We start from the raw sequence: 25358 nt of genomic DNA on the forward strand, positions 1-25358 counted from the left end.
AACGCGCCCGCCTCATGCGGAGGGTGAGCGCGGGCGATAGGACTGCAGCCAATGCTCCAGCTGTTCCGGGAGCATTGGCCGCGCAAACAGAAAGCCCTGTTTTTCGTCCACGCCGACCTCGTCGAGGAAGTGGTTTTCGCTCTCGGTCTCCACCCCTTCGGCGATCACCCGGAAGGCCAACGCCTCCGCCGCCGCGACGATCGCGCGCACCAGCGATTGCGATACCGGGTTGAAATTCACCCCGCGCACGAAGCTTTTATCCAGCTTGATGGCGTCCAGAGGAATGCGCGCCAGCTGCGCCAGCGACGAATAGCCGGTGCCGAAGTCGTCGAGATGCACCTGCGCACCCAGTTCGCGCAGCCGGGTGATCAACGCGCGCGCGCGGTTCTCGTCTTCAATCAGGCTGCTTTCGGTCAACTCGAAGTCCAGCAGACAGGGGGCCATGCGGTGACGGCGCAGCACCCCGAGCAGGTCGTTGACGATGCTGTCATCGGCCAGCTGACGGGCAGAGAGGTTGACCGCCACCCGCAGATTCAAGCCCTGTTCTTGCCACTGTGCCGCCTGCCCGGCGGCGGTCTGCAGCACCCATTGGCCGAGCGGGCCGATCAGGCCGGACTCCTCGGCGTAGGAAATGAACTGCAGCGGCGGGATCAGGCCGCGCTCCGGCGAATCCCAGCGCACCAGCGCTTCCACGCTGTGCACTTCACCGCTGCGCGCGTCGATTTTCGGCTGGTAATACAGCACCAGCTGATTTTGCTCCAGCCCTTTGCGCAGGTTGGTGTCCAGCCACATGTATTCGGCGACACGTTTATTCATCTCCGGCGAGAAGACGGTATAGGTACGTTTGCCGTGCTCCTTGGCGACGTACATGGCGGTATCGGCGCTGCGGATCAGGCTGTCGAGATCGTTGCCGTGCTCCGGGCACAGCGCGATGCCGATCGAACAGCCGGTATACACCTCAATCAGGCCGATGCGGAAAGGGGTTTTCAACCTGTCGATAATGCGCTGCGCCAGCGTTTGCAGGCGCTCGCGATCGGCTTGCGGTGCCAGCACCAGGAATTCGTCGCCGCCGAGGCGGGCGAGCACCTGGTCCGGGCCCAGGCAGCCGAGGATCGCCAGCGCGACCTCGACCAGCAGCCGATCGCCGAACATATGGCCGTAGGCGTCGTTGACCTTTTTGAAGTTGTCGAGATCGAGATACACCAGGCCGAAACTCTCTTCGCCGCGCGTGGCGATGGCGTGATTGATCTTGTCCTGGATGGCGTTACGGTTCGGCAGGCCGGTGATGAGATCGGTGTTGGCCAGCACCCGCAGCCGCTCCTGCGCCCGGCGTTCTTCGGTGATGTCGGTACCGGAGCAGATCAGAAAGACTTCGTTTTTGCCGCTGCCGCTGTGCACGAACTTATTGCGGAACAGGAACAGCCGTTCGCCCTTGACCGTCTTTACCCAGCGTTCCACCTCATAGGACGAACCGTTGCGGAAGAAGCCGGCGATGTTGCGCCGCGAAGCGGCGGCTTCTTCCGGGCTCATAAACAGCTGGAAAACGTTTTTGCCGATCACCTCGTGTTCGTGCAGCCCGGTATACTCCTCGCTCAGCCGGTTGAAACGCTGAATGCGGCCGTGTTGATCGACGATCACGATCACCGAGTTGGCTTCGAACACCACCTGCTCGGCGAAGGAGAGGCCGTGCACCAGGTCGCGCGCCACAGATTGGGTGTCGCTGAAGGCGGAAGCGGTGCCCGCCCATTCGAGGTTGTTGACGCGGCGCCCGACCAGATGCAGATGCAGCGGTGCACCGGCTAGCGTAATGGTCAGCTCCAGGCTGGCGGTGACGCCGGTCAGGCGACGGATTTTCGCCGCTTCCATGGCGCTGAGCGCCACCGCGACGTGGGCTTTGCCTTTAACGGCGGACAGCTCCAGGGCATTGCTGTCAAACGCCAGCCGCCAGTGGGGGCTTTGGGTGCCGAAGTGGGCGTTAAGAAGCTCAGGGCCTTGGTCTGCGGGCATGATGATTCCTCAAAAGAGCACGGGCGGCCGGTCAGCACAGCTCCGGGCAGCCTGTTGGCCCGAAAGCGATCGCCGTACGCATCTGTGCATCATATAACAGGTTTTCACAGGCGGGGCGGGTGATGGAAACTATTATATAAGCAATGATTAGTTTTGCGGTGTAAACGTCGCCCGGCGGCCGGTTGTCTTAAAGTGTAGGAGAACATCGGATCCTGTGATGCTGGTACTGACTTCCCCCGTTATCGGAAAACGGTTGATGTAAGGTTGCCGTGCAGGCGAGTAAATTATAACGGTAAGGGGAAAGCGGAAAAATAACTCCACCGGGGGGATTGTTGCCGGGAAATTAAAATTTCCATCAAATAAACGCCATCTTCATAGTTTTCTCATAATTGGTGAATAAATCCGAGACGGGTTTTAAAAAGTTTACACACCCTCGCATTACTTGAAATTTATCAGCCTATTATTATCTCCGACGACGAATGAGCCTGTTAACGTACAGCGCTCCTGATGAAGAAAAACTTTTAAGGAAATGATTATGCGTAAATTGACGGCTTTATTTATTGCTTCCACGCTGGCCCTGGGTTCTGCTTCCGCGGCGTTCGCTGCGGACACCACTGCCCCGGCGGCGGATGCGGCGCCGATGAAAATGATGCATCACAAGGGTGAAGGCAAAGGCGGCCCGTTCGCCGGGCTGAACCTGACCGAGCAGCAGCGCCAGCAGATGCGCGATATCATGAAAGAGTCGCACCAGAAGCGCGGGCCGGGCATGAAAGAGGAGCGCCAGGCGCTGCACAATCTGGTCGCTTCCGACAGCTTTGACGAAGCGAAGGCGAAGGCGCAAATTGACGCGATCGGCAAAGCGCAATCCGAACGCATGCTGGAGCGCGCCAAAGCGGAAAATAAAATGTATAACCTGCTGACCCCTGAGCAGAAAAAACAATACAATGAGAATTATCAGAAACGTGAGCAAAAGATGATGGACCATATGAATAAAATGAAGGCGCAGATGTCCTCCGATCAGTAATATCCGCTCGCGGTGAATAATAAAGGGCCAGACTATTTGTCTGGCCCTTTTTCTATTTGGCGTTATCACTGGCAGGCTATGCAGTGAGTGATAATCATTCTCCGCCGACCATGTGCCGGAACTGCTCGGCAACGGCCTGAGCAAAGCGCGGGTCGTTAATATGATAAGGCGTTTTTATCAACCGGCGTTTGTCGGTGGCGCGCACCGTTTCTTCCAGCGCTTGCGTAAAGGCGGCCAGCGCCGCCGGATCCCAGAACGGTTGCCCGGGCGCGTCCAAAGCCGATACGCCGCCCGCCGGGATAACGAAACGCACTTCGCCCGCGCAGGCGTTGATTTTTTCGCCCATCCAACGCCCCATTAACGCATTCTCCCGCGCGCTGGTGCGCACCAGCGTCACTTGCGGGTTGTGAGGGTGGCGCAGACGGTTGGCATAGCGAGCCGGCACCGTGTTCGGCGCGCCGAAGTTGATCATGTCGATCGCGCCGCAGGAGAGCACGCACGGGATGCCGGTACGCGCGATGGCACCGAAACGATCGGTATTGCAGGGCAGCACGCCGCCAAACAGGTGATCGGCCACTTCGGTGGTGGTCAAATCGATGGCGCCGTGCAGTTGGCGGCTATCGATCAGTTTTTCCAACGCTCTGCCGCCGCTGCCGGTCGCATGAAACGTCAGACAATCCCATAGCGATCCCAACTCGGCAATCAACGCCTGAACGCAGGGCGTGGTGACGCCAAACATTGTCAGGCCGATCGCCGGCTTGTCGTCGTGAGAGTCGACGGCGGCGAAGCGGACTGCACCGGCTATCTGGCGCGCCGCGTTGCCCAGCACCCGTCGCGAGATGCGATTCAGGCCGGCGAGATCGGTGACCGAATACAGCATGCTGATATCGCTGGCGCCGACATAGGCGGAAACGTCACCCGCCGCCATGCTCGAGACCATCACTTTCGGCAGACCGATCGGCAGTTGCTGCATGGCCGGCGTGATGATGGCGGTGCCGCCGGAGCCGCCCAGGCCAAGCAGGGCGGCGATATCGCGGCGCGTCAGGATAAAGCGTTCGAAAGCGGTCGCCATGGCGGCGATCGCCTGGCCGCGGCTGGCGCAGAAGACCGCGCCGGCGCCCGCCGGATGGTGGCGAGCGACCTCTTCTGGGCCGATATCGGCCGGGGAGTCAAACGGCAAGCTACGGGTGGAGAGATCGACGGTTCGCGTGGGTAAATCCAGGCTGGCAATCAGCCGCCGCACATACTCCAACTCTTGTCCTTTCGTATCTGCTGTGGTAGCAATATAGACAAAATTTGAAGTATCTTTCATGGGTTTTTCGAGGTGCTTCTAATTTTTATTTTAAAAATTAATGTATTATATTTTTTTAGGTGCCCTGGTGTTGGCATTTAAATTAAATTGATTAATGTATTTATATAATGAGACGGCAGTATCATTTTTGCAAGGGCAGCTCAGTGCAAAATGGGACTTCTGTCTCATTTTTGAGCTTTTTGCGCGGCCGAGCCTTTGTCGTCAACCTGTCGGCAGTGGCGTATCTCCAGCCGCGCAAGCATGTACAGATGTATGAGGTTTAAGTGCCGATAAATGCTTTTCCCACCCCGTTCGATCCTTCACTGACGTCCACCCGGGCAAAAACCTACCGTTTGTTGCTGGCCAGCGCGATGGCGCTGTATGACGAAGGCGCGTTTCCTTCGATCACCGAACTGGCGGCGTATGCGCAGGTATCGCGTGCAACCGCCTACCGCTACTTTCCGACCCAGAGTGCGCTGATTAGCGCCGTGGTGGCGGAAAGCCTGGGGCCTATTCTGGAATGGCGCCCGCAAGACGATGATGCCCTGAAGCGCATCCAGCAGTTGCTGACCTTCGCCTATCCTCAGATGGAACGGCACGAGGGGGCGCTGCGCGCGGCGTTGCAGCTCTCTTTGCAGCAGTGGGCGCACGCGACGCCGGGCGAAAAATTCGTGCGCGGCAACCGCAAGCGTCTGTTGGCGCTGGCGGTAGAACCGCTGCAGGGCAAACTGCCGCCGGACTCTCTGCAGAGAGTGATTCATGCTTTCTCGCTGATTTACGGCTCGGAGGTGTTCCTGGTGCTGAAAGATATCTGGGGGCTGGAGCTTGAGAGCATTCAGGACGTCACGCAATGGATGGCCAAAGCCATCCTTCGTCAGGCGGAAGAGGACGCGACGAACCGCAAAAAAACATCAGCAGGATAATCCAATTTTTGCCGATGGCTGACTGAAAAACCAGCATAATTCACTGAGTGAATATTGGCAAAATTTATAATTAAAAGTGATAAAAGACGCCTGTTAAGCACTTTTCAGGCGGCCACACCCTTCATTTACCCCTGAATTATATTTTTATTTATCAGTTAATTAATATTTATTCCCTCACGTGCTATCGCCGCTCCGATACCGCCAAGCGTCATTGTCATTTCTTATCGTCGCTGGCCTGATTCACCCCTGAAACTTTCTCCCCTCCCGCCGAACTGCCGGATGACACATTAAGCGCACTTGAGATTGTTGTGCTTTATTTATTTGGTATTACCAAACTGTTACACAAAAAATCTTATAAAACATTTGCAAACAACAACGGACGGTATCTGGGATGGAGAAGAAACTTAGAGGAGTCAAATCCGCTCGGGCGGCCTTCGGCTGGCCTGAAATCGGAGTTCATCGCGCACAATGGAGCGCGATGCTGATCTGCCTGACGGCGATCGGCGGCGCGCAGGCCTCCAGCTATATAGAAAACGGCAAAGCGGGCGATCCGGCCAGCTGGCGCAGCAGTGAGTTCAACGCGGAATGGGGGCTGGGGGCGATCCACGCCGACCAGGCCTACGCCGCCGGTTATACCGGAAAAGGCATCAAACTTGGCATTTTCGATCAGCCGGTCTACGCCAAGCACCCGGAGTTTGCCGGTGAGAATAAGGTGATCAATCTGGTTACCGAAGGCATCCGCGAATACACCGATCCCTATATCCCGGTGAAAAAAGGCGACACTTTCCGCTATGACGGTACGCCGAGCGTGGATTCCGATGGCACGCTCGGTTCGCACGGCACCCACGTGGGCGGCATCGCCGCCGGCAGCCGCGACGGCGGCGCCATGCACGGTGTGGCGTTCAACGCGCAGATCATCAGCGCCGAAAACGGCGATCCCGGCCCGGAGGATGGCATCATCCTCGGTAACGACGGCGCGGTGTATAAGGCCGGTTGGGATGCGTTGGTGGCCAGCGGCGCGCGCATCATCAATAACAGCTGGGGCATCGGTATCACCGAAAAGTTTGATAAAGGCGGTTATGACCCGGCTTATCCACACTTCACGGTAAACGACGCGCAAAAGCAGTTCGATCAGATCAAGGTTATCCTGGGCACCAAGCCCGGCGGCGCCTATCAGGGCGCGATCGATGCGGCGCGCAGCGGCGTGGTCACCATCTTCGCCGCCGGCAACGACGGCAACCTCAACAACCCGGACGCCATGGCCGGCCTGGCCTATTTCGTGCCGGACATCGCGCCGAACTGGCTGTCGGTCGCCAGCCTGCAGGATCCCACCAATAGCGGCGATTACAGCATCAGCACCTTCTCTTCACGCTGCGGCTACACCGCCAGTTTGTGCGTCTCGGCACCGGGTACCCGGGTATACAGCTCGGTGATCGAAGGTACCAGCGTGGAGAATCTGACGACCGGCTATGCCAAATACAGCGGCACCTCGATGGCGGCGCCGCACGTGGCCGGCAGCGTCGCGGTGCTGATGGAGCGTTTCCCGTATCTGAATGGCGCGCAGGTGGCGGAAGTGCTGAAAACCACCGCCACCGACATGGGCGCGCCGGGCATCGACGCGCTCTACGGCTGGGGGATGATCAACCTGGGCAAAGCCATCAACGGCCCTGGCATGTTGGCGACCGTCGAGGATATTCCCGAAGAATTCCGCATTCCGGATCCGACGGGCGTGGCTTACGGCCCGACCCAGTTCGTGGTGGATCTGCCGGGCGTCGGCGCGGTGCTGGACAAGGGCAAACCGACCGAGCGCGTCTGCAGCGATGTGCTGTGCGGCTTGGACTTCTGGAGTAACGACATCTCCGGCCACGGCGGCCTGACCAAGCAGGGCATCGGCACGCTGGTGCTGACCGGTAACAATACTTATTCCGGCCCGACGCTGGTCAATCAGGGGCGGTTGGCAGTCAACGGCTCGGTCACTTCGGCCGTCAGCGTGCAGAGCGGCGGTATTGTCGGCGGCAGCGGCACGGTGGGTTCGCTGACTGCCCGCCGCGGCGGCACCGTGGCGCCGGGCAACTCGATCGGCACCTTGAACGTGGCCGGCAACGTCAGCTTCGAGCCGGGTTCGCGCTACGCGGTGGAAGTGGGGCCGAACGGCCAGAGCGATCGGATCCAGAGCAGCGGATCGGCGACGATCGGCGGCGGCGAGGTGGCGGTGACGCTGGAGAACAGCCCCAACCTGCTGACGCAAAGCGAGGTGCGCAGCCTGCTGGGCCAGCAGTACACCATCCTGAGCGCGCAGCAGGGGGTGAGCGGGCAGTTTGACACGGTGGCGCCGAACTACCTGTTCCTCGGCACCGGGCTGAGCTACCAGCCGACCGGGGTGACACTGAGCGTCGGGCGCAACGGCACCAGCTTCGCCAGCGTGGCGCAGACGGCGAACGAGCGGGCGGTGGCGGCGGCGGCGGATGCGCTGGCGGCGGGCAACCCGGTGTACGAGAGCCTGCTCGGCAGCGGCACGGCGGGCGAAGCGCGGCAGGCGTTCCGTCAGCTGTCGGGGCAAATCCATGCGGACATCGCCTCGGCGCTGGTGAACGACAGCCGCTACCTGCGTGAGGCGCTGAACGGGCGTCTGCGTCAGGCGGAAGGGCTGGCGAGCTCGTCGGCCATCAAGGCGGATGAGGGCGGTGCCTGGGCGCAGCTGCTGGGGGCGTGGGACCACGCGTCGGGCGACGCCAATGCTACCGGCTATCAGGCCTCGACCTACGGGGTGCTGGTGGGGCTGGACTCGGCGGCGGCGGACGACTGGCGGCTGGGGGTGGCGACCGGCTACACCCGCACCTCGCTGCACGGCGGGTACGGGTCGAAGGCGGACAGCGACAACTACCACCTGGCGGCGTACGGCGACAAGCAGTTCGGGGCGCTGGCGCTGCGCGGCGGGGCGGGCTACACCTGGCACCGCATCGACACCAAGCGGTCGGTGAACTACGGGATGCAGTCGGACCGCGACACGGCGAAGTACAGCGCGCGCACCGAGCAGCTGTTCGCGGAAACGGGCTACAGCGTGCAGGGTGAGTGGCTGAACCTGGAGCCGTTCGTGAATCTGGCGTACGTGAACTTCGAGAACAACGGCATCGCGGAAAGCGGCGGCGCGGCGGCATTGCGCGGCGACAAGCAGCACACGGACGCGACGGTGTCGACGCTGGGCCTGCGCGCGGACACCGCCTGGCAGGTGACCCCGGGCACGACGGTGGCGCTGCGCAGCGAGCTGGGATGGCAACACCAGTACGGCAGTCTGGAGCGTGGCACCGGGCTGCGGTTCAACGGCGGCAACGCGCCGTTCGTGGTGGACAGCGTGCCGGTCTCGCGCGACGGCATGGTGCTGAAGGCGGGGGCGGAAGTGGCGGTGAACGAGAACGCCACGCTGTCGCTGGGCTACGGCGGGCTGCTGTCGCAGAACCACCAGGACAACAGCGTCAACGCCGGCTTCACCTGGCGCTTCTAAGCACAAACACCATCGATTCAATCCTTGTACCGGAACCGTCTGCGGACGGTTCCTTTTTCACATCCTGCTAATGAAAGCCCGGCGCACCTGGGGCGTCGGCCAATAACAAGCAAAAGGTAAGGAAATGACAACAACAATGGGTTTTGATAGCAAAGGAAATGCTCGCCGCTCGCCGTGGCGGCTGAACGCGCTGGTCTGCTGCATGGCGCTGGCGGGGTATGCGCAGGCGGCGCCGCACGAGGTGAACGGCCAAGCCGGCGATCCGGCCAGCTGGCGCAACGCCGAGTTCAACGCCAACTGGGGGCTGGGGGCGATCCACGCCGATGAGGCCTACGCCGCCGGCTATACCGGCAAAGGGCAGAAGGTGGGCATTTTCGATACCCCGGTCAACCGCCATCCCGAGTTCGCCGGCGACGGCAAACTGATCAACGTGGTCACCGAAGGCTATCGCGCCTACACCGATCCGCACCGGCCGGGCATTAACGCCGGCGACCGCTTTTACTTCGACGGCACCTTCCACTTCTACAGCGGCTCACAGGGCATGCTGAGCAATCATGGGGTGCACGTTGCGGGCATCAGCGCCGCCAACCGCGACGGCGTCGGCATGCACGGCGTGGCTTTCGATTCGCAGGTGATCAGCGTCGATAACGACAACGACGGCCCGGCCTATGGTGAATTCCTCGGCCTGGACGGCGCCGTCACCAATGCCGGCTGGCAGGCGATGATCAACAACGGCGTGCGGGTGATCAACAACAGCTGGGGCGTCAGTATTCCCGACTTTCTGTCCGACGGCGGCCGCGATCCTAACGCGCTGCACTTTGAGCTGAAGGATGCGCAGGAACAATTCGATCAGGTCAAACCGCTGCTCGGCAGCCTGGCCGGCGCAGGCTATCAGGGCGCCATCGACGCCGCGCGCAAAAATATTCTGGTGCTGTTCGCCGCCGGTAACGACGGCAACTACAACCAGCCGGATGTGATCAGCGGGCTGGCCTACTTCGTGCCGGACATCGCGCCAAACTGGCTGTCGGTCGCCAGCGTGGCGCAGGATGCGGCTTCGGCCAACAGCGTGCCTTACACCATCAGCAGCTTCTCTTCCCGTTGCGGCTATACCGCCAGCTTCTGCGTCTCGTCGCCGGGCAGCAAAATCTACAGCACCGTGGCCAACGGTTCCGATCCGGCCAACCTGGTGTCGGACTACGGCAATAAAAACGGCACCTCGATGGCGACGCCGCACGTCACCGGCGCGGTGGCGGTGTTGCTGCAGCGTTTCCCGTACATGAGTTCGGCGCAGATTGCCGACGTGCTGAAAACTACCGCCACCGACATGGGCGCGCCGGGCATCGACGCGCTCTACGGCTGGGGGATGATCAACCTGGGCAAAGCCATTAACGGCCCGGGCATGTTCTATACCGTCGAGGATATTCCGGCGGAGTTCCGCATCCCGGATCCGACGGGCGTGGCCTACGGCCCGACCCAGTTTGTCGCCAATATTCCGGGCCTGGGCGCCGAGGTGGATGCCGGCACGCTGCACGCCAGAAAGTGTGACGACATCAGCTGCGAACTGGAAGTCTACTCCAACAACATCTCTGGCCACGGCGGCCTGACCAAAGAAGGGATGGGCACGCTGGTCATGACCGGCGCCAACACCTATGCCGGCCCGACGCTGGTCAATCAGGGGCGGTTGGCTGTCAACGGCTCGGTCACTTCGGCCGTCAGCGTGCAGAGCGGCGGCATCGTCGGCGGCAGCGGCACGGTCGGTTCGCTGACCGCCCGTGATGGCGGCACCGTGGCGCCGGGCAACTCGATCGGTACCCTTAACGTGGCCGGCAACGTCAGCTTCGAGCCGGGTTCGCGCTACGCGGTGGAAGTGGGGCCGAACGGCCAGAGCGATCGGATCCAGAGCAGCGGATCGGCGACGATCGGCGGCGGTGAGGTGGCGGTGACGCTGGAGAACAGCCCCAACCTGCTGACGCAAGGCGAGGTGCGCAGCCTGCTGGGCCAGCAGTACACCATCCTGAGCGCGCAGCAGGGGGTGAGCGGGCAGTTTGACGCGGTGGCGCCGAACTACCTGTTCCTCGGCACCGGGCTGAGCTACCAGCCGACCGGGGTGACGCTGAGCGTCGGGCGCAACGGCACCAGCTTCGCCAGCGTGGCGCAGACGGCGAACGAGCGGGCGGTGGCGGCGGCGGCGGATGCGCTGGCGGCGGGCAACCCGGTGTACGAGAGCCTGCTCGGCAGCGGCACGGCGGGCGAAGCGCGGCAGGCGTTCCGTCAGCTGTCGGGGCAAATCCATGCGGACATCGCCTCGGCGCTGGTGAACGACAGCCGCTACCTGCGTGAGGCGCTGAACGGGCGCCTGCGTCAGGCGGAAGGGCTGGCGAGCTCGTCGGCCATCAAGGCGGACGAGGGCGGTGCCTGGGCGCAGCTGCTGGGGGCGTGGGACCACGCGTCGGGCGACGCCAACGCCACGGGTTATCAGGCCTCGACCTACGGGGTGCTGGTGGGGCTGGACTCGGCGGCGGCGGACGACTGGCGGCTGGGGATGGCGACCGGCTACACCCGCACCTCGCTGCACGGCGGGTACGGGTCGAAGGCGGACAGCGACAACTACCACCTGGCGGCGTACGGCGACAAGCAGTTCGGGGCGCTGGCGCTGCGCGGCGGGGCGGGCTACACCTGGCACCGCATCGACACCAAGCGGTCGGTGAACTACGGGATGCAGTCGGACCGCGACACGGCGAAGTACAGTGCGCGCACCGAGCAGCTGTTCGCGGAAGCGGGCTACAGCGTGCGGGGTGAGTGGCTGAACCTGGAGCCGTTCGTGAACCTGGCGTACGTGAACTTCGAGAACAACGGCATCGCAGAAAGCGGCGGCGCGGCGGCATTGCGCGGCGACAAGCAGCACACGGACGCGACGGTGTCGACGCTGGGTCTGCGCGCGGACACCGAATGGCAGGTGAGCGCGGGCACGACGGTGGCGCTGCGCAGTGAGCTGGGGTGGCAACACCAGTACGGCGGGCTGGAGCGTGGCACCGGGCTGCGGTTCAACGGCGGCAACGCGCCGTTCGTGGTGGACAGCGTGCCGGTCTCGCGCGACGGCATGGTGCTGAAGGCGGGGGCGGAAGTGGCGGTGAACGAAAACGCCACGCTGTCGCTGGGCTACGGCGGGCTGCTGTCGCAGAACCATCAGGACAACAGCGTCAACGCCGGTTTTACCTGGCGCTTCTGACGTTCAGCGATCATCGCAATGACCACGGAGCCGGCATGCCGGCTCCGTTTTTATTTGCGGCTGCGGGGTGAGTCCGTATGATGGCGCGGCGCCAGGGCAATAAAAAACCGGGACCCTGACGGATCCCGGCTTAAAAGTGGGTAAAACAGATTAGCGCTAAAGGCTCAAGCCCCGTTTGATTTGCGCAGTCCGAGCGATGTGCTCATCGTCTCAGTAGCGGCAACGGAACAAATTTTCCCTGGTGTTACTATGGTTATTATTAAAAAACGTGCTGGTGTTATTTTTTATAGTGTATTGCTGTATGTCTCTTTTGATACCATGTTTGACGATGCAACATGGTATGTCAAGCAACGTTTTTAACGCATAATTGCATGAGATGCCAGTTTTAGATGTGGCTTTTTCAGCGGAAATAATCAAAACGACTGATAAATCAGTAAAAAAAATCGAAGGAACAAATGGATAACAATCACCAAAAATTCGATTCACAGTCGATTGCCAATCGGGTCAGGGAGCTGTTTTTACATTACGGGATTGGAAAACGTCAGCATGCCCGCGAGCTCAGCCGCATCTTGGATCTGAGTTTTTCACATGCGCACCGCAAACTGAAAGGGCAAAGCCCCTGGACGCTGGAACAGATCAACAGCGTCGCGGCCGCGTTGGGAGAAACGCCGGCGGCGATCGCCGATTTGAGCGCCGAACACGAGACCACCGAGCCAAACATGGCGCGCGATGCCATCTTTTTCGTGGCGGGGGTGGCGATGCCTTGCGTCGGGCACATTGGCGATGAGCTTCCTGCCGGGCGGCCGGCGGAATTTGTGGCGCTGCGCGTGGAAGGGCAGTGGCGTATCTATCGCGCCGATGAGGCACCGGCAGGCCCGCGTTACGGCGTCGATCTGATCGAAATCCGGCCCGGCTTCGGCGACGACGAGCGGCTGAGCATCGCGGTATTGGACGATTCGCATCAGGCGGCCGATGAGCTGGCCAAGTATCTCGGCGGCTGCGGCTTCAACGCGGTGGCGTTTTACGACGTCGACAGTTTCTGTCAGGCATTGCAGCAAAGTCTGTTCGACGGCTACGTGGTGGACTGGCTGATCGGTGAGGAAACGGCGGATCGCTGTATCGCCACCATCCGCGCCTCCGATAACCCGGACGCGCCGGTACTGGTGCTGACCGGCGAACTGGGCACCGACCGACGCGAGTCGGAAATCGCTCAGGCGATGCGCGAGTACGACGTGCTCGGCCCTTATGAAAAGCCGGTGCGGCTCCATGTGATCGAAGCCGCACTGCAACGCTGTTTTAATCTTTAGCGGGGAACACCTCGGCCAGTGCGTTTGACAGCGCATCCAGCCGAACCGGCTTCATCAGGTAGTTATCGAACAGGGCGCGCTGATCCGCCGTCAGCTGCTCCGGCGTGTAGGCGCTGATGCCGATGATCGGCACATGGCGGTTGGGGCCGCGGCGGTTGCGCAACTGCCTGGCCAGGGCGGCGCCGTCGATGCCCGGCATCTGCAGATCCAGCAACAGCGCGTCGTAAGGGCGTCTGAGCAGCTTCTGCAGCGCGCGCTCCGGCGAGTCGCACAGTTCGTGCTGGTAGCCCAGCTTGTCCAATAGCGCCGCAAAGGCGTCACCCACCGACTTGTTGTCATCCACCACCAGCACCTGCTGTGGCTTTTGCTGCAGAGAGGCATTGGCGGCGGCGGGCGCGTCGGCGCGTTCGTCTTCACTGATCTGCACCGGAATGCTGACGATAAAGGTGCTGCCCTTCTTGATTTCGCTGTACACCGTGATGGTGCCGTCGAGCAATGTCACCAGGCCGTGCACGATCGCCAGCCCCATCCCGACGCCGGCATACTGCTTGGTATGCGACTGATCCAACTGGGTAAAGGGCTTGAAGATCTGATCGAGCTGGTCTTTTTCGATACCGATGCCGGTGTCGGTCACTTCGATAATCAACGAACTGCCGCCCGGCTGGCGGCGCAGGCAACTGTGCAGCGTAATGCTGCCGCTTTCGGTGTACTTGTAGGCGTTGGTCAGCAGGTTGACGATAATCTGCCGGATGCGCAGCGGATCGGAGTGCACCAGCAGGTGGCTGCATTCCACTTCACAGCTCAGTTTGACCTGCTCTTTTCGGGTCAGGGTGGCGATTTCGTTGGCGGTCTCCGCGATCAGCTTCTGCGCGTCGAACGGCACGATGCGCAATTCCATCATGCCGCTGTCGAGGTGCGCGTAGTCGGTCAGATCTTTCATCTGGCTTTCGATTTGCTGCGCGGCGGTCTCCAGCCGCTGAAAGGTGTCCGCGTGCTCAGCCGACACCCGGGTATTCACCAGCACGTCGATGGCCGACATCACGCTCTGCAATGAGGTGCGCAGCTCGTGGCCGATGGCGCCGAGGAAGGCGTTTTTGGTGCGCGTCGCTTTCTCCGCCTCGATGGCCTTGGCCTGCTGGCGAATGGTCAGCCGCTGCTGACGGAACACGATCAGGGTGATGGCGATCAGTGCGATCACCGAGAACATGACGATCACCAGCCCATAGAAAATAATGTGCCGTTTCTCGATGTAATCCTCATAGGCGGCGGTACGCTGCTTCACCTCGGCGTGGTCGGTCAGGTTGGCCATTTCGATGGCGTAAGGCTTGATGGCCCTCATGGCCGCGGAAACCTGGCCGAAGTCGATTTTCCGACTGCTCAGCAGCTTATCGATGCGATCCATCTGCAGGCGCATCTGTTTGACCACTTCCGGATAGCCCGGCTCGGCGTACAGCGGCTGGGTCGATTCGGAGACGGTTTCCAGCACGTAAAAACGCGAATAGAGGATTTCGAACCGCAGCCGCAGGTTGTCGTTGTCCACCTGCGCGGCGTGGCTTTGCTGCTCGACCAGCGTGTCGAACTCCGCCAGCTTGATGGAGAACTTGGCGATTGACCAGGAGTAGTTCTCCTGCGTGCCGGCGATGGCATACAGCCCTTTCTTCGACAGGGTGGCGCTGTAGTAATAGAGCGTGACGGTCGAAGCCACTAAAAACAGCGCGGCGAAAATGGCCGGGATCGCCAGCCTGCTGCCGTTCTTAAAGGTCGTCAGCTTCATTTGATCACGATCCTGTCCACTTGCCAGATAAAGCGCGAGTTGTACAACGGCGAGTTCAGTTCAGGCCCGGCGGCGTCGCGCGGGTAAACCAGGAACAGCGGTCCGAAGTTTCTGAGCTTCAGCATTTCCCCGTCCATCTTGTAGGCCAGGATCATGTTGTACTTTTTGACGTCGGACAGCGGCACGTCGATGTAATAGTCGTTCAGCGCATAGAAGGTCAGCGTTTCGCCCTTGGCGCCGACGCGCTCCAGGATATCGGCCACCGAAATCCCTTCAAATTTTCTCTGCGGCGTCCAGGAAGTGGAGGTGGTGATGCTGCGCACCGGCATCGCCAACAGCTGCTTATCGGTGAACAGATAGCTTTTGTTGACCGGGTCGGTCACGTTGTCGATCTTGCCCGCCACTTCGAGGGTAAAGCTGAGCGCGCTGCTCTGGGCGATAATCAGGGCCACGCAGGCCATCGCAAGGGTTTTGCATAGTTTGAACAGCATCGGTGTTCTCCAGAGGCGCGGGGAGGTTGTATCAGTCCCGCTAATTTATCAGGCAGAATAATGGCAGAAAAAGCAGGCGGGCGCGAAAGGAATAGTAAACCGCACAAAAAGAACAGGCCTGAACCGGTCGTCCCGTGCGCGTAACCTTTCCCTTCCGTTTGTCAGCCGTTCCGATGTGCTTTCAACAGCTGCGCCAGCTGTGTCAGGCCTGCCGTTAGCTCGTCCAGCGAAGAGGAACCCAGGCACAGGCGAATGCCCGTTGCCCGTTCGTCGCGGTCCACCATCACGGCGTCCGGCGGCGTCACTTTTACGTTGGCCAATGCGGCGGCGGCGGCCACAGACTCGGCGGTTTCGCGCGGCATCGGCAGCCAGACATGATAAGCGTCGGGATGCGATACGCATTCGCCGGCGTCGAATATCGAGGTGGCCAGATGCACTCTGCGCTGAGCCTCATGGCGCAACGCTTGCGGTATCGCCTCGACCGCGCCGCTGGACAGCCACTCCCCCACCACTGCGCAAGACAGTGGCGAAGGCGCGAAGGGAATATCTTGCAAGGCTTCTTCCGCCGCGTTTTGCATGCCGGGCGGCAGAGTCAGCATACCGATCCGCAACCCCGGGCCGAGCGTTTTCGACAAGCCATTGACATGGAACACCCGCTCGGGTGCCAATGTCGCGAGCGCAGGCGTTGCTGAATGCCCCAAGGCATACACGCCATCCTCGATGATCCAGACATTCGCCTGCCGGCATATCTCGACGATAGCCTGCCTGCGCTCGGCGCTCATGGTGGCCGTTGTCGGGTTATGCAGCGTCGGTGTCAGATAGACCGCAGTATGGCCGCAGGAGACACGCTCGAGCGCGCGAGACAGCGCTTGCGGCACCATGCCTTGCGCATCGATATCGATACCGATCAAGCAATGGCCTTTGCGCCGGGCCAGCGCGATCGCGCCGGGATAGCTGATTCTCTCCGTCAGTATCGTCCCGCGTGGCCCGCAGGCCAGGTCAAAAGCCAGTGAAATCGCCTGACGGGCATTGCTGGTCAGCGCCAGATTCGACGGTTCGATCGTGACGCCGACGTTTTCGAGCCAGCGGGCCAACAAACGTCGGTGCTCCAGATGCCCGGTCGGAGGGGAATAGAGGTTCAGATGATCCGCATCCATTTTCCGCGCAATGCTGGCCAGCGTGCGCGCCAGCAAACGATCGGTCAGCACCGCCGGCGGCACATTGGACGAAAGATCGATTTCGCGTTTTTCACGGGCGTGGCGAATCGCCACGAACATCCCGCGGCCTTTCACGCTGCGCACCAACCCGCGTCGTTCCAGGATGGCATAGGCTTTGGTCACCGTGCCCAGACCGATCTCTAATTGCCAGGCGAGCGTACGGTGAGCCGGCAGACGATCGCCACCCTGCAGTTTACCCTCGATAATGTCGTCGCCTAACGCCAACACCAGCCGCTCGACGGTGGTGACTTCCGCATTGGCCAGGCGAGGTTGCCAGGGCGATTGAAGCCGCATGGTGATGCTCCGAAAAATGAATAGTGTCACGTGACACTATTTAAATAGGTGAAAAGTGTAACACATACTATGTTGGTGAAGAGTCCCTGAGTTTTCAACAACGTCTCGGCCGCAAGGCGGGTCAGCGGAGTTTTTCCATGAATGTCAGTCAGCTTGCGTTGGTTTATGGCGCATATCTTCTCGCAACCGCCAGTCCGGGCCCCAGCAACATGGCGATCATGGGCGTGGCGATGCGTGACGGCCGCTCACCCGCACTGGCGCTGGCTGCCGGGGTGGTGACCGGATCGCTGTGCTGGGCACTGTTGGCCGCGACCGGCCTTTCCGCCGTGCTGGCCACGTATGCGCAGGCGCTGTGGGCCATCAAAATCGTCGGCGGCGTGTATATGCTGTATCTGGCGCTGCGCGCCGGCCAATCCGCATTACGGGCGTCTCCCGTCTCGACAGGGATAGCGGCAGGGGATGGCGGGCGATCTTATCGGAAGTTGTATCGGCAGGGCGTGCTGATGCATCTCGGTAATCCCAAGGCCATCATGTCCTGGATGGCGATCATGTCGCTGGGTTTGCGACAAGGGGCGCCTGAAGGCGTTTTACCGGCGATTATCGGCGGTTGTGCGTTGCTCGGCGTGACGATTTTCGGGGGGTATGCCCTGCTGTTCTCAACGGCGCCGATGATCGCGTTTTATACCCGGGTGAGGCGCTGGATTGAAGGAATGCTTGCGCTGCTGTTCGCTTGCGTGGGCCTGGAGCTGTTGATATCGCGGGGGTAATCATGCACGCCCGGCGTTAACCTGAGGAGAGAGGCGATGGTTTTTGGCATGCAGATGGTGGATGTCTTTGGCGCCGGGCCACTCGCCGGCAATCCGTTGGCGGTGATCGCGGGCGCCGGAGCGTTGTCGACGGAGGACATGCAGCGCTTGACGCGTTGGTTCAACCTGTCGGAGACGGCCTTTTTACTGCCGCCGACGCACCCGCAGGCGGATTACCGGGTGCGAATATTCACGCTGGATCGTGAAATGCCGTTTGCCGGGCACCCGACGTTGGGCAGCTGCCATGCCTGGCTCGCTATGGGAGGGGCACCCAGCAACGAGACGGAGATCATCCAGGAGTGCGGAGCAGGATTGGTGAGCATTCGTCGCGAGGGAGGGCGGTTGTGTTTTGCCGCGCCACCGTTGATTCGTTCCGGGGCGCCGTCAGGAGAGACGTTGGCCGACGCGTTGCGGTTTTTGGGGATCGCGTCTGATGAGGTGCTCGATGCCGCCTGGATCGATAATGGCCCGGGGTGGCTGGGGATCCGGCTGGCCAGCGCCGAGCGGGTACTTTCCCTGACGCCGGCGAGAAGCTGGCCGCGCAGAGTGGACATTGGCGTCGTCGGCCCACATGCCGAGGGTGACGCAGCCTTCGAAGTGCGCGCTTTTTTGAGCGATCATCTTGGCGCTATCGTCGAAGATCCGGTCACCGGCAGTCTCAATGCCTCCCTGGCCCAGTGGTTGTTCGCAAGCGGCGTGGTCAGCGGCGGATATATTGCCGCTCAGGGCCGCTGTCGTGGGCGCAACGGGCACGTGCATATCACCCGCGACGAGGGTGGCCGGATTTGGGTGGGCGGCAATACGCGCATTCAGGTCGAAGGGCGGTTGCAAGGGATTGGCACGGCGTAGAACGCGTCGCCGCACTGTGTGCGGCTGAACGGAATATCGATTTTCATCCGATGATAAGGAGTGAACAGTATGTTTGCGATGCCACAAAACGATACCCCCGTCGAAGCTGATATCACTCAGCCGACGACGGTCATCGATACGTTGAAAATGCTGGTACGTTACAAAGCGTGGGCGAATGCGCTGACCTTTGACACCGTAATGTCTTTGCCGGCCGGTGAAGCCTTGCGGCCGCGGCCGACCCGTTTTGGCAATATGGTGCATACCTTGAATCATGTCTATGTGGTGGACGATATCTTCAGGCACCACCTGCAAGGTCGAAAACATGGCTACCTCGCGCGCAACACCGAGCAAACGCCCGCGCTTGACGCTCTGCGGTGTGCGGTGGAGGAAATGGACCACTGGTATATCGAACAGGTGGATAACTGGTCGCCCGAGGCGCTGGCGCAGGTGGTGCAGTTCGAATTCGTCGGCGGGGGGGAAGGTCGCATGACGCGCCAGGAAATCGTGCTGCATGTCGTCAACCACGCGACCTATCATCGCGGTTTTGTCGGCGATATGCTCTATCAGGTGCCCTTCGCTTCGCCGGCGAACGATTTGCCGGTGTTTCTTCGCGATCACTACCGCCGGGCGCCGTGAGGCGAGCGAGATAAATAAAAAAGCCAGACGCTTTCGCGCCTGGCCTGTTATGCGCCGGAACTCGGCGAGGCTGCGCCTCAGCGCATGGTAACGAACTCTTCCGCCGCGGTCGGGTGTATCGCCACGGTGTTGTCGAAGTCCTTCTTGGTGGCGCCCATCTTCACCGCCACGGCGAAGCCCTGCAGGATTTCATCCATGCCGAAGCCGATGCCGTGCAGGCCGACGATTTTCTCTTCTTTACCCGCGCACACCAGCTTCATGCGGCACGGCTGGCGGTGCTGCGTCACGGCGCTGTACATGGCGGTGAAGGAGGATTTGTACACCTTCACGTTGTCCGCGCCGAACTTCTCGATAGCTTCCGGCTCGGTCAGGCCGATAGTGCCGATCGGCGGGTGGCTGAACACCACGGTGGCGATGTTGCTGTAATCCAGGTGCTCATCCGGCTTGTTGTTGAACAGGCGCTCGGACAGGCGGCGGCCGGCGGCCACGGCGACCGGGGTCAGCTCTACCGCGCCGGTGTTGTCGCCCACCGCGTAGATGCCTTTGACATTGGTGTTCTGGAACTTATCGACGTCAATATAGCCTTTCTCATTGGTTTTCACCCCGGTAACGCCGAGGTTCAGGTTGTCGGTCGCCGGTTCGCGGCCGATGGCCCAAATCAGGCAGTCGACGGTGAATGCCTTGCCGTTTTCCAGCTGCAGCGTCAGGCTGCCGTCGGCGTTCTTGACGATCGCTTTCGGCACCGATTCGGTATGCAGGCTCGGCCCTTCGGTGTTCATCACTTCCACCAGGGTTTCGACGATCATCGGATCGAAGCTGCGCAGCGGCGCGTGCTTGCGCACGAACAGGTGCGTTTCCGCGCCCAGCGCGTTCAGCACGCCGGCGATCTCCACGGCGATATAGCCGGCGCCGACTACGGCGACGCGCTTCGGCATGGCGTCCAGCTCAAAGAAGCCGTCGGAGTCGATGCCGTATTCCGCACCCGGAATAACCGGGTGGCTCGGGCGGCCGCCGGTGGCGATCAGGATGTGGTCGGCGGTGATGAGCTCGCCGTTCACTTCCACGGTGTGCGCATCCACGAAGCGCGCGAAGCCTTTGATCACGTCGACCTTGTTCTTGCCCAGCACGTTGTCGTAGGAGTTGTGGATGCGGTCGATATAGGCGGTGCGGTTGGCGACCAGCTTCTTCCAGTCGAAGGCGTTGACGGTGGTGTCGAAGCCGTAGTCCGGGCCGTACTGATGGATGGCCTCGGCGATCTGCGCCGCGTGCCACATGACTTTTTTCGGTACACAACCCACGTTTACACAGGTGCCGCCCAGCTCTTTGGCTTCAATCAGCGCACACTTTTGGCCGTACATGGCTGCCCGGTTGATCGATGCGATACCGCCGCTGCCGCCGCCAATTGCTAGATAATCGTAATGTTTCGTCATCTGGGATTTCCATGAGTTGTGAATTTGAAGAGGGTAAGAGTTTAACGCCTGACCGGGGTTTGTCGCAAAGATTGCGTCGATGGCTGCGATAGGTGGACGCAGGGCGCGGCGAACCGCGCCCTGCCGGGGATTATTCCGGTACCACCCAGTTCACCAGATGGTGGCCGATGCCCGACGGCACCAGCACCTTGTGCAGCCACGGCAGCACGTTTTTCATCTGCTGTTCCAGTTTCCACGGCGGGTTGATGACGATCATGCCGGAGGCGGTCATGCCGCGCTGATCGCTGTCGGGTTTCACCGCCAGTTCGATCTGCAGAATGCGGCGAATGCCGGTGGCTTCCAGATCGCGCAGCATGCGTTTGATCTGCTGGCGCATCACCACCGGGTACCACAGCGCGTAGGTGCCGGTGGCGAAACGCTTGTAGCCTTCCTGAATGCCTTTGACCACGTCCTGGTAATCGGTCTTCATTTCATACGGCGGGTCCATCAGGATCAGGCCGCGGCGCGACAGGGGTGGCAGCTGGGATTTCAGCTGCTGATAGCCGTCGGCGCGCTGCACTTTGGCGCGCTCGTCTTTCTGGAACTCGCTGCGCAGCAGCGGGTAGTCGCTCGGGTGCAGCTCGGTCAGGTGAATTTTGTCCTGCGGGCGCAGCAGCTGGCGGGCGATCAGCGGCGAACCGGGGTAGTAGCGCAGCGTGCCGGAACGGTTGAAGTTGTGCACCACGCTCATGTAGGCCGCCAGCTCTTCCGGCAGATCGTCGCGCTGCCACAGCAGGCCGATGCCTTCCAGGTATTCGCCGGTGCGCTCGGCGTGTTCGCCGCTGAGCTGATAACGGCCCGCGCCCGAGTGGGTATCCAGATACAGGAACGGCTTCTCTTTTTCCTTCAGCGACTCGATGATCAGGCTCTGAACGGTGTGCTTGAGCACGTCGGCGTGGTTGCCGGCGTGGAAACTGTGGCGATAACTTAACATGACGGGTGGCGGTTCCTTGTGCTCCGCAGGCGGAGCATTCAATGCAATAAGGCTTATAATCTGCACAGTATAAACTGTCTGGCCGGGAAAAACCGGACTCCGTTGCCGCAGACGTTCACAGAAAGGGACAGGACGATGAGCAAACGGGCGTTCTGGCGGCCGGTGTTCGAAGCGTTCGAATGGGTTGAAACGCTGTGAATCACAAGGAGAAAGGATTAGCTGCATTTTTTGCGACATCGTGGCGGGCAAGGCGCCGTGCCATAAAATCTGGGAAGACGACGACCATCTGGCGTTCCTGTCCATCTTCCCCAACACCGACGGCTTCAGCGTGGTGATCCCCAAGGCACACCACCCGAGCTACGCCTTTGACCTGCCGGACGAGGTATTGAGCGCGTTGATGCTGGCGACCAAGCGGGTGGCGAAGCAGCTGGATCGCGCGTTCGACGACGTCGGCCGCTGCGGCATGGTGTTCGAAGGTTACGGCGTCGACCACGTGCACGCCAAACTGATCCCGCTGCACGGCACCGCGTCGCTGGAGCAGTGGCGGCCGATCGAATCGACCTCGCCGAAGTTTTTCGCGCGTTACGAGGGCTATATCTCCTCCCACGACGCCGCGCGCGCCGACGACGAGCAGCTGGCGGCGCTGGCCGCCCGCATCCGCCAAAGCGCCGTTTAAGGCACCAACGATCAACGCCGGGCATTGATTTTCCTGTTGTCTGGCTCCATGTTAGAGATTCATACGCATTTTAAGGCTCGCCCCACGGCGGGCCCCAACGCTAATCAGGACTGCCCTATGACAAATCCGTTGCTGACCCCGTTTTCCCTGCCGCCGTTCTCGGCGATCCGCCCTGAAGATATCGTGCCTGCGGTGCAATCCGCGCTGGCGGACTGCCGTGCCGCGGTAGAGCGCGTGGTCGCGCAGCCGGGGCCGTTCACCTGGGACAATCTGTGTCAGCCGCTGGCGGAGTCGGACGATCGGCTGTCGCGCATCTGGTCGCCGATCGGGCACCTGAACTCGGTGAAAAACAGCCCGGAGCTGCGCGCCGCCTATGAGCAAGCGCTGCCGCTGCTGTCCGAATACGGCACCTGGGTCGGCCAGCACGAAGGGCTGTATCAGGCCTACCGCAGCCTGAAAGAGGGCGCGGCGTTCGAGGCGCTGAGCGTGCCGCAGCGCAAGGCGGTGGACAACGCGCTGCGCGATTTCGAACTGTCGGGCATCGGCCTGTCGGCGGATAAACAGCAGCGCTACGGCGAGATCGTCGCGCGCCTGTCCGAACTGGGTTCCACCTACAGCAACAACGTGCTCGACGCCACCATGGGCTGGAGCAAACTGATTACCGACGAAGCCGAGCTGAGCGGCCTGCCGGAGAGCGCCCTGGCGCAGGCACAGGCGATGGCGCAGGCCAAAGAGCAGGACGGTTGGCTGCTGACGCTGGACATGCCGAGCTACCTGCCGGTGTTGACCTACGCCGACAACCGCGCGCTGCGCGAAGAAATGTACCGCGCCTTCGCCACCCGCGCCTCCGATCAGGGGCCGAACGCCGGCAAATGGGACAACAGCGAAGTGATGGCGGAAACGCTGGCGCTGCGCCATGAGCTGGCTCAGTTGCTGGGCTTCGATACCTACGCCGACAAGTCGCTGGCGACCAAAATGGCGGAGAGCCCGGAGCAGGTGATCGGCTTCCTGAGCGATCTGGCCAAGCGCGCCCGCCCGCAGGCCGAGCAAGAGCTGGCGCAGCTGCGCGCCTTCGCCAAACAGCACTATGGCGTGGACGAGCTCGAAGCCTGGGACATCACCTATTACGGCGAAAAACAGAAGCAGCACCTGTTCTCCATCAGCGACGAGCAACTGCGCCCGTACTTCCCGGAACAGCGGGTGGTGGAAGGGCTGTTCGAAGTGGTGAAACGCATCTACGGCATCACCGCCAAAGAGCGTAAAGACGTGGAGACCTGGCATCCGGACGTGCGCTTCTTCGATCTGTTCGCCGCCGACGGCGAGCTGCGTGGCAGCTTCTACCTCGATCTGTACGCCCGCGAAAACAAACGCGGCGGCGCCTGGATGGACGACTGCGTCGGCAGCCTGCGCAAGGCCGACGGCACGCTGCAAAAGCCGGTCGCTTACCTGACCTGCAATTTCAACCGCCCGCTGGGCGACCAGCCGGCGCTGTTCACCCATAACGAAGTGACCACGCTGTTCCACGAGTTCGGCCACGGTCTGCACCACATGCTGACGCAGATCGATACCGCCGGCGTCTCCGGCATCAACGGGGTGCCGTGGGATGCGGTCGAGCTGCCGAGCCAGTTTATGGAAAACTGGTGCTGGGAGCCGGAAGCGCTGGCGTTTATCTCCGGCCATTACCAGAGCGGCGAGCCGCTGCCGAAGGCCATGCTCGACAAGCTGCTGGCGGCCAAGAATTACCAGGCGGCGCTGTTCATCCTGCGCCAGCTGGAGTTCGGCCTGTTCGATTTCCGCATGCACTTCGAATACAGCCCGGAAAAAGGGGCGCAGATCCTGCCGACGCTGGCGGAAGTGAAGAAAATGGTGGCGGTGGTGCCTTCGCCAAGCTGGGGCCGCTTCCCGCACGCCTTCAGCCACATCTTCGCCGGCGGCTATGCGGCGGGTTACTACAGCTACCTGTGGGCGGAAGTGCTGTCGGCCGACGCCTACTCGCGCTTCGAAGAAGAAGGGATTTTCAACGCCGAAACCGGCAAATCCTTCCTCGACAACATCCTGTCGCGCGGCGGTTCGGAAGAGCCGATGGCGCTGTTCAAACGCTTCCGTGGCCGCGAGCCGCAGCTGGATGCTATGCTGCGCCATTACGGCATTAAAGGATAACCCGACACGTGAGCGTGTGTTTATTGTGTGAAGCAGGCGCCGATCCCGGCGCCTTGTCTGTTTTGGCGCAGCGCTGGCGGCTGACGTCCGACGACGACGCGCCGATGGCGCTGGTACTGACCCCGCAGCGGCTGGAGCTGCGCAAGCGCGACGAGCCGAAGCTCGGCGGAATCTACGTCGATTTCGTCACCGGCACCATGGCGCACCGGCGCCGCTTCGGCGGCGGCCGCGGCGAGGCGGTGGCCAAAGCGGTCGGCATCAAGGGCAGCTATCTGCCGGACGTGGTGGACGCTACCGCCGGGCTGGGGCGCGACGCCTTCGTGCTGGCGGCGCTGGGCTGTCGGGTGCGGATGCTGGAGCGCAATCCGGTGGTGGCGGCGTTGCTGGACGACGGCCTGCAGCGCGGCTATCAGGATGCGGAAATCGGCCCGTGGCTGCGCGAGCGCCTGACGCTGCTGCACGCCTCCAGCCTGACGGCGCTGGCGGATCTCAGCCCGCGCCCCGAAGTGGTGTATCTCGATCCGATGTTCCCGCACAAGCAAAAAAGCGCGCTGGTGAAGAAAGAGATGCGGGTGTTTCAATCGCTGGTGGGCAGCGACGATGACGCCGACGGCCTGCTGGAGCCGGCGCGCCGTTTGGCGACCAAGCGCGTGGTGGTGAAGCGCCCGGACTACGCGCCGCCGCTGGCCGACGTGCCGGCGCACGCCGCCACGCTGACCAAAAGCCACCGTTTCGATATCTACATGCCGCTGTAATGTCTGCCGGGCCC

18 protein-coding genes are annotated in these 25358 nt (G+C 61.6%); 11 read left to right on the plus strand and 7 right to left on the minus strand.

The genetic code is table 11. The features are described 5' to 3' along the window. Positions 1-12: 12 nt before the first annotated feature. On the minus strand, positions 13-2007 hold the full coding sequence (pdeR, locus tag ACJ8HN_RS22290) for a cyclic di-GMP phosphodiesterase (protein ID WP_442523970.1): 1995 nt from the start codon (positions 2005-2007) through the stop codon (positions 13-15). Between the two features lie 535 nt (positions 2008-2542). On the opposite strand from pdeR, the gene spy reads away from it, so the two are divergent. Beyond that, positions 2543-3031 (plus strand): ATP-independent periplasmic protein-refolding chaperone Spy, encoded by a 489-nt coding sequence (gene spy / locus ACJ8HN_RS22295; RefSeq protein WP_033636398.1) that lies wholly within the window; start codon positions 2543-2545, stop codon positions 3029-3031. 94 nt (positions 3032-3125) lie between these two features. Here spy and ACJ8HN_RS22300 read toward each other — a convergent pair whose 3' ends face one another. Next, a complete protein-coding gene (locus ACJ8HN_RS22300; RefSeq protein WP_049212973.1) occupies positions 3126-4343 on the minus strand; it encodes a Tm-1-like ATP-binding domain-containing protein in 1218 nt (405 codons plus the stop codon). A 263-nt stretch (positions 4344-4606) separates the two neighbouring features. Between ACJ8HN_RS22300 and ACJ8HN_RS22305 the strand changes: the two genes are divergently transcribed. The 4 genes from ACJ8HN_RS22305 to ACJ8HN_RS22320 all read left to right on the plus strand — a co-directional run bounded on the left by ACJ8HN_RS22305 (position 4607) and on the right by ACJ8HN_RS22320 (position 13283). Beyond that, entirely contained in the window at positions 4607-5245 is a 639-nt protein-coding gene (locus ACJ8HN_RS22305; RefSeq protein WP_033636396.1) for a TetR/AcrR family transcriptional regulator, read from the plus strand. Between the two features lie 478 nt (positions 5246-5723). After that, positions 5724-8747: an autotransporter outer membrane beta-barrel domain-containing protein gene (locus ACJ8HN_RS22310; RefSeq protein ID WP_442523971.1), complete on the plus strand. Its 3024-nt coding sequence runs from the start codon at positions 5724-5726 to the stop codon at positions 8745-8747. Between the two features lie 202 nt (positions 8748-8949). Beyond that, positions 8950-11976, plus strand: a complete 3027-nt coding sequence (locus ACJ8HN_RS22315; RefSeq protein ID WP_442524017.1) for an autotransporter outer membrane beta-barrel domain-containing protein — start codon at positions 8950-8952, stop codon at positions 11974-11976. 455 nt (positions 11977-12431) lie between these two features. Then, positions 12432-13283 carry a helix-turn-helix domain-containing protein gene (locus tag ACJ8HN_RS22320; protein ID WP_033636393.1) on the plus strand — a complete coding sequence of 284 codons (852 nt, stop codon included), beginning with the start codon at positions 12432-12434 and terminating at the stop codon, positions 13281-13283. Here ACJ8HN_RS22320 and ACJ8HN_RS22325 read toward each other — a convergent pair. The 3 genes from ACJ8HN_RS22325 to ACJ8HN_RS22335 all read right to left on the minus strand — a co-directional run bounded on the left by ACJ8HN_RS22325 (position 13273) and on the right by ACJ8HN_RS22335 (position 17059). Then, positions 13273-15057 carry an ATP-binding response regulator gene (locus ACJ8HN_RS22325; RefSeq protein WP_033636392.1) on the minus strand — a complete coding sequence of 595 codons (1785 nt, stop codon included), beginning with the start codon at positions 15055-15057 and terminating at the stop codon, positions 13273-13275. The two genes, ACJ8HN_RS22320 and ACJ8HN_RS22325, sit on opposite strands and share 11 nt — an antisense overlap. Beyond that, complete coding sequence (locus ACJ8HN_RS22330) at positions 15054-15548, minus strand: molybdopterin-dependent oxidoreductase (protein ID WP_033636391.1); 495 nt, start codon at positions 15546-15548, stop codon at positions 15054-15056. Before ACJ8HN_RS22330 ends, ACJ8HN_RS22325 begins: the two co-directional genes overlap by 4 nt. 161 nt (positions 15549-15709) lie before the next feature. After that, the gene (locus ACJ8HN_RS22335) at positions 15710-17059 is read right to left on the minus strand and encodes an aminotransferase-like domain-containing protein (protein WP_049195607.1); all 1350 of its coding nucleotides are present in this window, start codon (positions 17057-17059) and stop codon (positions 15710-15712) included. A 137-nt stretch (positions 17060-17196) separates the two neighbouring features. Here ACJ8HN_RS22335 and ACJ8HN_RS22340 point away from each other — a divergent pair, with 137 nt between their 5' ends. From ACJ8HN_RS22340 to ACJ8HN_RS22350, 3 genes are all read left to right on the plus strand, one after another. Continuing rightward, positions 17197-17826: a LysE family translocator gene (locus tag ACJ8HN_RS22340; RefSeq protein WP_033636389.1), complete on the plus strand. Its 630-nt coding sequence runs from the start codon at positions 17197-17199 to the stop codon at positions 17824-17826. Positions 17827-17862: 36 nt separating this feature from the next. Further along, entirely contained in the window at positions 17863-18714 is an 852-nt protein-coding gene (locus ACJ8HN_RS22345) for a PhzF family phenazine biosynthesis protein (protein WP_033654484.1), read from the plus strand. Between the two features lie 69 nt (positions 18715-18783). Continuing rightward, a complete protein-coding gene (locus ACJ8HN_RS22350) occupies positions 18784-19350 on the plus strand; it encodes a DinB family protein (RefSeq protein WP_072269791.1) in 567 nt (188 codons plus the stop codon). A 77-nt stretch (positions 19351-19427) separates the two neighbouring features. On the opposite strand, the gene gorA is transcribed toward ACJ8HN_RS22350, so the two are convergent. Both gorA and ACJ8HN_RS22360 read right to left on the minus strand, forming a co-directional pair. Beyond that, positions 19428-20780, minus strand: coding sequence for a glutathione-disulfide reductase (gene gorA / locus ACJ8HN_RS22355; RefSeq protein WP_442523972.1), 1353 nt, complete (start codon positions 20778-20780; stop codon positions 19428-19430). 130 nt (positions 20781-20910) lie between these two features. After that, a complete protein-coding gene (locus ACJ8HN_RS22360) occupies positions 20911-21753 on the minus strand; it encodes a 23S rRNA (adenine(2030)-N(6))-methyltransferase RlmJ (protein ID WP_004931012.1) in 843 nt (280 codons plus the stop codon). 214 nt (positions 21754-21967) lie between these two features. On the opposite strand from ACJ8HN_RS22360, the gene ACJ8HN_RS22365 reads away from it, so the two are divergent. The 3 genes from ACJ8HN_RS22365 (at position 21968) to rsmJ (ending at position 25344) form a co-directional block, all read left to right on the plus strand. After that, a complete protein-coding gene (locus tag ACJ8HN_RS22365; RefSeq protein ID WP_033654482.1) occupies positions 21968-22429 on the plus strand; it encodes an HIT family protein in 462 nt (153 codons plus the stop codon). 117 nt (positions 22430-22546) lie between these two features. Beyond that, a complete protein-coding gene (prlC, locus tag ACJ8HN_RS22370) occupies positions 22547-24589 on the plus strand; it encodes an oligopeptidase A (protein WP_033649387.1) in 2043 nt (680 codons plus the stop codon). Positions 24590-24597: 8 nt separating this feature from the next. After that, the gene (gene rsmJ, locus ACJ8HN_RS22375) at positions 24598-25344 is read left to right on the plus strand and encodes a 16S rRNA (guanine(1516)-N(2))-methyltransferase RsmJ (protein ID WP_033654480.1); all 747 of its coding nucleotides are present in this window, start codon (positions 24598-24600) and stop codon (positions 25342-25344) included. Positions 25345-25358: the final 14 nt, after the last annotated feature.

Origin of the sequence: Serratia sp. CY29653, assembly GCF_052169255.1 — a bacterium.
In the GTDB taxonomy this organism is placed as follows: domain Bacteria; phylum Pseudomonadota; class Gammaproteobacteria; order Enterobacterales; family Enterobacteriaceae; genus Serratia; species Serratia sarumanii.

Coding starts and splice junctions, on each gene's coding strand:
- pdeR (WP_442523970.1), bottom strand. CDS start 2,007: ATGCCCGCAGACCAAGGCCCTGAGCTTCTTAACGCCCACTTCGGCACC.
- spy (WP_033636398.1), top strand. CDS start 2,543: ATGCGTAAATTGACGGCTTTATTTATTGCTTCCACGCTGGCCCTGGGT.
- ACJ8HN_RS22300 (WP_049212973.1), bottom strand. CDS start 4,343: ATGAAAGATACTTCAAATTTTGTCTATATTGCTACCACAGCAGATACG.
- ACJ8HN_RS22310 (WP_442523971.1), top strand. CDS start 5,724: ATGCTGATCTGCCTGACGGCGATCGGCGGCGCGCAGGCCTCCAGCTAT.
- ACJ8HN_RS22315 (WP_442524017.1), top strand. CDS start 8,950: ATGGCGCTGGCGGGGTATGCGCAGGCGGCGCCGCACGAGGTGAACGGC.
- ACJ8HN_RS22320 (WP_033636393.1), top strand. CDS start 12,432: ATGGATAACAATCACCAAAAATTCGATTCACAGTCGATTGCCAATCGG.
- ACJ8HN_RS22325 (WP_033636392.1), bottom strand. CDS start 15,057: ATGAAGCTGACGACCTTTAAGAACGGCAGCAGGCTGGCGATCCCGGCC.
- ACJ8HN_RS22330 (WP_033636391.1), bottom strand. CDS start 15,548: ATGCTGTTCAAACTATGCAAAACCCTTGCGATGGCCTGCGTGGCCCTG.
- ACJ8HN_RS22335 (WP_049195607.1), bottom strand. CDS start 17,059: ATGCGGCTTCAATCGCCCTGGCAACCTCGCCTGGCCAATGCGGAAGTC.
- ACJ8HN_RS22340 (WP_033636389.1), top strand. CDS start 17,197: ATGAATGTCAGTCAGCTTGCGTTGGTTTATGGCGCATATCTTCTCGCA.
- ACJ8HN_RS22345 (WP_033654484.1), top strand. CDS start 17,863: ATGGTTTTTGGCATGCAGATGGTGGATGTCTTTGGCGCCGGGCCACTC.
- ACJ8HN_RS22350 (WP_072269791.1), top strand. CDS start 18,784: ATGTTTGCGATGCCACAAAACGATACCCCCGTCGAAGCTGATATCACT.
- gorA (WP_442523972.1), bottom strand. CDS start 20,780: ATGACGAAACATTACGATTATCTAGCAATTGGCGGCGGCAGCGGCGGT.
- ACJ8HN_RS22360 (WP_004931012.1), bottom strand. CDS start 21,753: ATGTTAAGTTATCGCCACAGTTTCCACGCCGGCAACCACGCCGACGTG.
- prlC (WP_033649387.1), top strand. CDS start 22,547: ATGACAAATCCGTTGCTGACCCCGTTTTCCCTGCCGCCGTTCTCGGCG.